This is a genomic window from uncultured Mucilaginibacter sp. (assembly GCF_903913935.1).
Taxonomy (GTDB): Bacteria; Bacteroidota; Bacteroidia; order Sphingobacteriales; family Sphingobacteriaceae; genus Mucilaginibacter.
In genome coordinates, this window is sequence record NZ_CAIWNH010000051.1 from 1 (window position 1) to 5,250 (window position 5,250).

Here is a 5,250-nt window from a genome sequence, read left to right on the forward strand (position 1 = left end):
ACCGTTTCCAACGATACAATAAGGAGCATAAGTATTTCGCCAGATGAAAAAAACGTTGCTTTTGGCTGCCGGAATAATCATATTTATCTGTACGATCTTTCAGACTATACGGTAAACAAAGCACTTTTGGGGCATACGATGGCTGTTTTCGCAGTGAAATATTTTCCGGGAGGTAGATATCTTATCTCAGGCAGCCGCGATGCACAGTTAAAAATATGGGATAACCGCTCGTTTGAAATGGTTAGAAGTATTCCTGCCCATTTGTTTGCCATAAACGCTATCGCTTTCCACCCTACACTCCCATATTTTGCTACTGCAAGTATGGATAAAAGCATTAAAATATGGAGTGCTGATGATTTTAAATTACACAAAACGATCAGCCGGGAAAAAGGATTTGAAAGTCACCAGTTATCCATCAATAAGATCGTATGGAACGACAACCAGCTTATTTCAGCAGGGGACGATAAAAAAATAATGATCTGGGAGATTAGTGTCGATTAGTTGACCGGCAGATCAGCCAGGATAACTACCTCGTAATCCTTATCCAAAATACCGTATTCTTTCGCCAGTTACGCTTTGGTGATGACAGTGATACAAACCCTAAAGATTTCCTGTAGCTGCGCAATGCGTTCGTTCTGACTAACCGCCTCCCCGATTAGCACAATGTACAATAATTCGTGAAGTTTGTGTTAATTATACTTAACCACCTCAAAATCAGCGGCAGTAACCGTGCCGATTTTTTGCAGTTCATCGTTGTTCCACCTGCTGTCGGGCACACCACTGAAATACATATTGGTGCCGATATCTGCCAGTATAATGCCGTACTTTTTCATGGCTGTAAGGATCACCCTGACATGCGGCGGATAGCCGCTGATGTTAAAACTTGCCTTTAACCTCATTTTAGCGCCAAATGGCAGTGAATTTACGCCGCCGGTACTGTTTACCTTATGGCGGGCCGGGTATACATAGGTGGGCCTTACATTTGCAGAGGATAATGTAAAACGGATAGCATGCTTAATTACCCCTTTTAATACCTCATCATAACGAACCAGGCCGGGAAATATCGGCAGGCCTGCTGCGTCGGCAGAAGTCCAGCCCAGGGGGCGTAATTTATTTGATTTTAAACTCCAGATGGCCCCGCTGGAAGCCTGCCATTGGCCGTTACTAATACTGGCATTGTATAATTCATATAACTCATTGTTTCCCTTATCAATTACTATCACGTGCGAATCGCCCTGGCCGTTACCTTCAATGGGCGCGTTTAAAGGTATAGGGTAAGGGCCCTTGTCGCTTTCGCTGCCATAATTGCCATCATATGCATTAGCCCGGAAAGTTACGGCTACTTTTGGCTGACTGCCGCAAACCACATCAAAAGGAATGCCTATGGGCGCACCAAGCCATAAACCGCTGCCAAAGTCAGCTTTCAATTTGGAGGTACTTATCCGCGCGATGATTTGTGCACTGTTTGATTGAATTACCGCAGTTGATATATCCCGGTTCCACGAGTTGTTTGCCGGGAAGATCTGCATGGTATCCACATCAGCAAGTGTTGCATTACAGGTAGTCGCCAGGCTTTGTTTTATTGTCCCGCTGTCAATAATCGGTGCAGGTGTTACCGTTGTTGTTTTGTTGCAGGCGGCGAGCAAAAACAGAATTACCACGGTTAAAGTAAATGTACCTCTTCTCATAAAAATTGGTTTAATAGTTAACTCTTTCATTATCTAAAACGGTATTTCAACAAAAAAGTTTCATGGCTATGCTGGCGCAATTAACTGACTTTTATCTATTTGACTGTATTAAGGAAGCCATAAAATCGATGCCGGTCTATCGCATAATGATAAAAATCTCTCCATTCTCCTTTTTCAGTCATGATCAACTCAAACCCAATTTTTTCGACCACTTTTACAGAAGCATCATTCCCCAGCTGAATCATAGTTACAATGCGATCAAGATTCAGGTGTTCAAATCCGTATTTTACAAATACCCCCCCGGCTTCGGTCGCCAAACCCATGCCCCAATAAGCTTTAGCAATGTAAACACCAAAGGAAGCCTCACTGGGGATAGAGTTGCTCTCTGCATCAAAATGGGGATAAATACCACAGCGGCCGATATACTTATTACCCGGCTTCAAAACAGTGGCCCACATATGTAAGCCATTGGTTGCCGGCTTCAACGACGGTAAAAACCGTTTCTCTGCTTCTTCCCGCGAGCGCGGCTTGCCGCCAACAAACCTGCGTACCTCCGGATCAGCCTCCATATCACAAAAATCGTCAAGGTCTTCTATTCTGTTTTGGCGAAATATTAACCTCTCGGTTTCAAGTATGATCTCATTATCCCCCATCGCAATTAAACGTTAAAAAACGTTATTGAAAATAATACGGTGTATCACACAGCTCAGAAAAAGGTCACCACAAAATGTTTATTTGGGGTGAAATGGCGTCTTTATTATAAGACAGAGCTATCGACAATATGATTATCCCGTCTTTTTTAATTGATTCTCAATTTTCTGCAATAAAACATCCATTTCAAATGGCTTTTCCAAAAAATCATCTGCACCCGCATCTAATGCTGAACGCTCAATATCCTTACTGGCAGAGATCAACACGACAGGTATTTTACAAGTTGCCGGATCCTGTTTAAGCTTTTTGCAAATATCTCTCCCATCCGCGCCGGACATCCATATATCCAACAACAAAAGGTCCGGAAATTCAGAAGCCATACTTAATATTGCCGAGCCGTTAAGTGTACTATGCACTTCATAGCCTTCAAATTCCAGTATAAGACCGACTGCGTCCAATATGCCGGGGTCGTCATCAGCTATCATTATTCTTTTAGTCTTTGTCATTTTTCATCGGCAAATATTTTTCATCTAATTGGGTTAAAGCTCATAATTCTATTTATTCCTGTTTGCTATTGGCAATGCGAAACAAAAAGTTGATCCTTTCCCTTCCTCGCTGGTAACCCATATTCTTCCGCCTTCCCGTTTTATTATTTCCGAAGAAATGTTTAAACCCAGGCCTAAACCTGGAAAAGTGTGTTGCATTTCGCCGCTCACACGGTAAAACTGTTCAAAAACCATATTAAGGTTTTTCTTAGCAATTCCTATTCCAAAATCTTGTACACAAAGTGTTATCTCATCACTATCGATATTAGTGTATACAATTATCTTATCTGAATGAGGCGAATATTTAATGGCATTGGTTACAAGGTTTGTAATCACCTGACCAATACGTTCTTTATCGCCGTGAATGAGGCCTGCCGGCACCAGTTTTTTAACAATAGTATGTTTGGTTGTGGTACGCTGCAGATCTTCCAGCAATTCATCCAGGATCGTGTTAAAATCATATTCCTGGTTATTAAACTGGAGTTTGCCACTGTTAAATTTAGTTACATCCAGTAAATCGCCTATAAGACTGGTTAAGCGGTTAAGTTGCCCGTCCATTCTGCCTATCATTTCCGCCTCCCTGATGTCCCCTTTTTTTTGCAGCATCCTTTCCAGTACCTGAGTATAGGCTTTCAGACTTGTTACGGGCGTCTTTAATTCATGGCTTGCAATGCCTATAAAATCATCCTTTTGCTGTTGCATGTATTTTTGCTCGGTGATATCAACACAAGCGCCTATATAACCCGAAAAGCGCCCATCCCTCCGGTACTGTGGCCTGCCATTAGCTACGCACCAGTGCGTGGTTCCGTCAATATGGTTAATGCGAAATTCTACTTCATACATACTCCTGTTTAAAAGTGCGTTTTCGAACTTCTCAGTTGCATTTTCCTTATCTTCTTCAATAATATGTCCGGTCCACTTTGTACCGATATGTGCTTCAATTGGCATACCCGTCCAGTCAACCCATGTTTGATTCACGTAAGTAATCAAACCATACTCATCAGTCATCCATAAAGTAGTTGGGGCTGCTGATGTAATGCTTCTTAACAATTGTTCACTTTCCGCCAATGCTTCCTTCGCCTTTTTTTGCCCGGTTATGTCCAATAGTGTACCTAAAATGCGAATCGCTTTCCCGCCGGTGTCATAGTACACTTTACCCTCAACCCTAACCCAATGGGTACTTTTATCGGGCCATAGTACCCGCGCTTCATAAAGCAGCCTACCTGTTTTCAGCGCGGCCTCGTGTGCTTTTTTTCTCGATTCTAAATCCGCAGGATGAAATACTTTTACATATCCATGTCTTGAGACAGGTTCATCATAGCCAAAAATATTGGCAAATTGTTTGGATGTGATCATTTCGCCTGTTAACAGGCTCAGGTCAAATGTCCCCAGTCCAACCGCATCAACTGCCAGCCTTGCGCGTTCCTCAGCTTCTTCTAACTGTTGTCTGGCATAAACCTGTTCAGTAACTTCTGTTGCAATAGCTATTACGCCACTTATAGCGCCGTCATCTTCCCTGAATGGCTCATAAACAAAATCAAGATAAACAGTTTCTAATTTTCCGTTACGGTATATTGGGGCTGACAGGCCATGCCCTCTGAATGGTTTCCCGGTAAGGCGAACATCATCAAGTAATTCTTCAAATCCCAAGCCTTTTGCATGGGTAAGCACCTCAAAAACAGGCTTCCCCATCATACCGTCCGGCGTTTGCCCATAAAGCTCGCCTAGCGGTGGGTTTATCAGTTCAACAACATAGTCTGGCCCTTTAAAAATTGCTATCCCGACCGGTGCCTGCATAAACGTTGAATACAACTGTTTGCGTTGGTTTTTAAGCGCTTCAACCCCCGCCTTCTCTCTTTCTCCTAACTTAATCAGTTCGGTTACATTTGCAGGGGAGTGTATAAAGTAAACAACTTCTCCCCGCTCATCAAGTATTGGGGTATTGGTGGTTGTCCACCAACGCTCTTCAAATTGAGCTGTTCCCCGTACCGGAATATCATACCTGTAATTGTACATGGTATGCGATTTTTTGGTTTGGATGGCTTGCTCAAACGAAAAAATGGTTCGTTCTATGTTTTGGGATACCTCATCGGTAGGATTTGCAGGGAATGCCCCAAACACTGATTTACCAACCAATTCTTCGCGGGTACTGTTTGTGGCATTAAGATAAGCCTCATTAACATCAAGAATGGTATAGAATGGCGCATCTACGTCCATTACAAGTATGGTTGCCGGGCTGTAGTTAAAAATATCCTGATAGCCGCCTTCTGGTACTTTTTTAACCATACTTTTCAATACCTATTTGTTAAAATGATTTTTTTTAAAGGAGTAAACAGTGCTATCGTTAATATGTTTTGCATATAAAT

Annotated in this window: 5 protein-coding genes; 1 reads left to right on the plus strand and 4 read right to left on the minus strand. The window is 42.5% G+C overall.

The features are described from left to right. The coding region (locus QZY09_RS01955) for a WD40 repeat domain-containing protein (RefSeq protein ID WP_367119154.1) at window positions 1-501 on the plus strand (501 nt) is incomplete at its 5' end. 188 nt (window positions 502-689) lie between these two features. Here QZY09_RS01955 and QZY09_RS01960 read toward each other — a convergent pair. The 4 genes from QZY09_RS01960 to QZY09_RS01975 all read right to left on the minus strand — a co-directional run bounded on the left by QZY09_RS01960 (window position 690) and on the right by QZY09_RS01975 (window position 5,170). Next, window positions 690-1,688: a hypothetical protein gene (locus tag QZY09_RS01960; RefSeq protein ID WP_295667497.1), complete on the minus strand. Its 999-nt coding sequence runs from the start codon at window positions 1,686-1,688 to the stop codon at window positions 690-692. Between the two features lie 95 nt (window positions 1,689-1,783). After that, a complete protein-coding gene (locus tag QZY09_RS01965; protein ID WP_295667499.1) occupies window positions 1,784-2,341 on the minus strand; it encodes a GNAT family N-acetyltransferase in 558 nt (185 codons plus the stop codon). 132 nt (window positions 2,342-2,473) lie between these two features. Beyond that, the gene (locus tag QZY09_RS01970) at window positions 2,474-2,845 is read right to left on the minus strand and encodes a response regulator (protein WP_295667500.1); all 372 of its coding nucleotides are present in this window, start codon (window positions 2,843-2,845) and stop codon (window positions 2,474-2,476) included. A 48-nt stretch (window positions 2,846-2,893) separates the two neighbouring features. Continuing rightward, entirely contained in the window at window positions 2,894-5,170 is a 2,277-nt protein-coding gene (locus tag QZY09_RS01975; protein ID WP_295667502.1) for a PAS domain S-box protein, read from the minus strand. Window positions 5,171-5,250 lie beyond the last annotated feature (80 nt).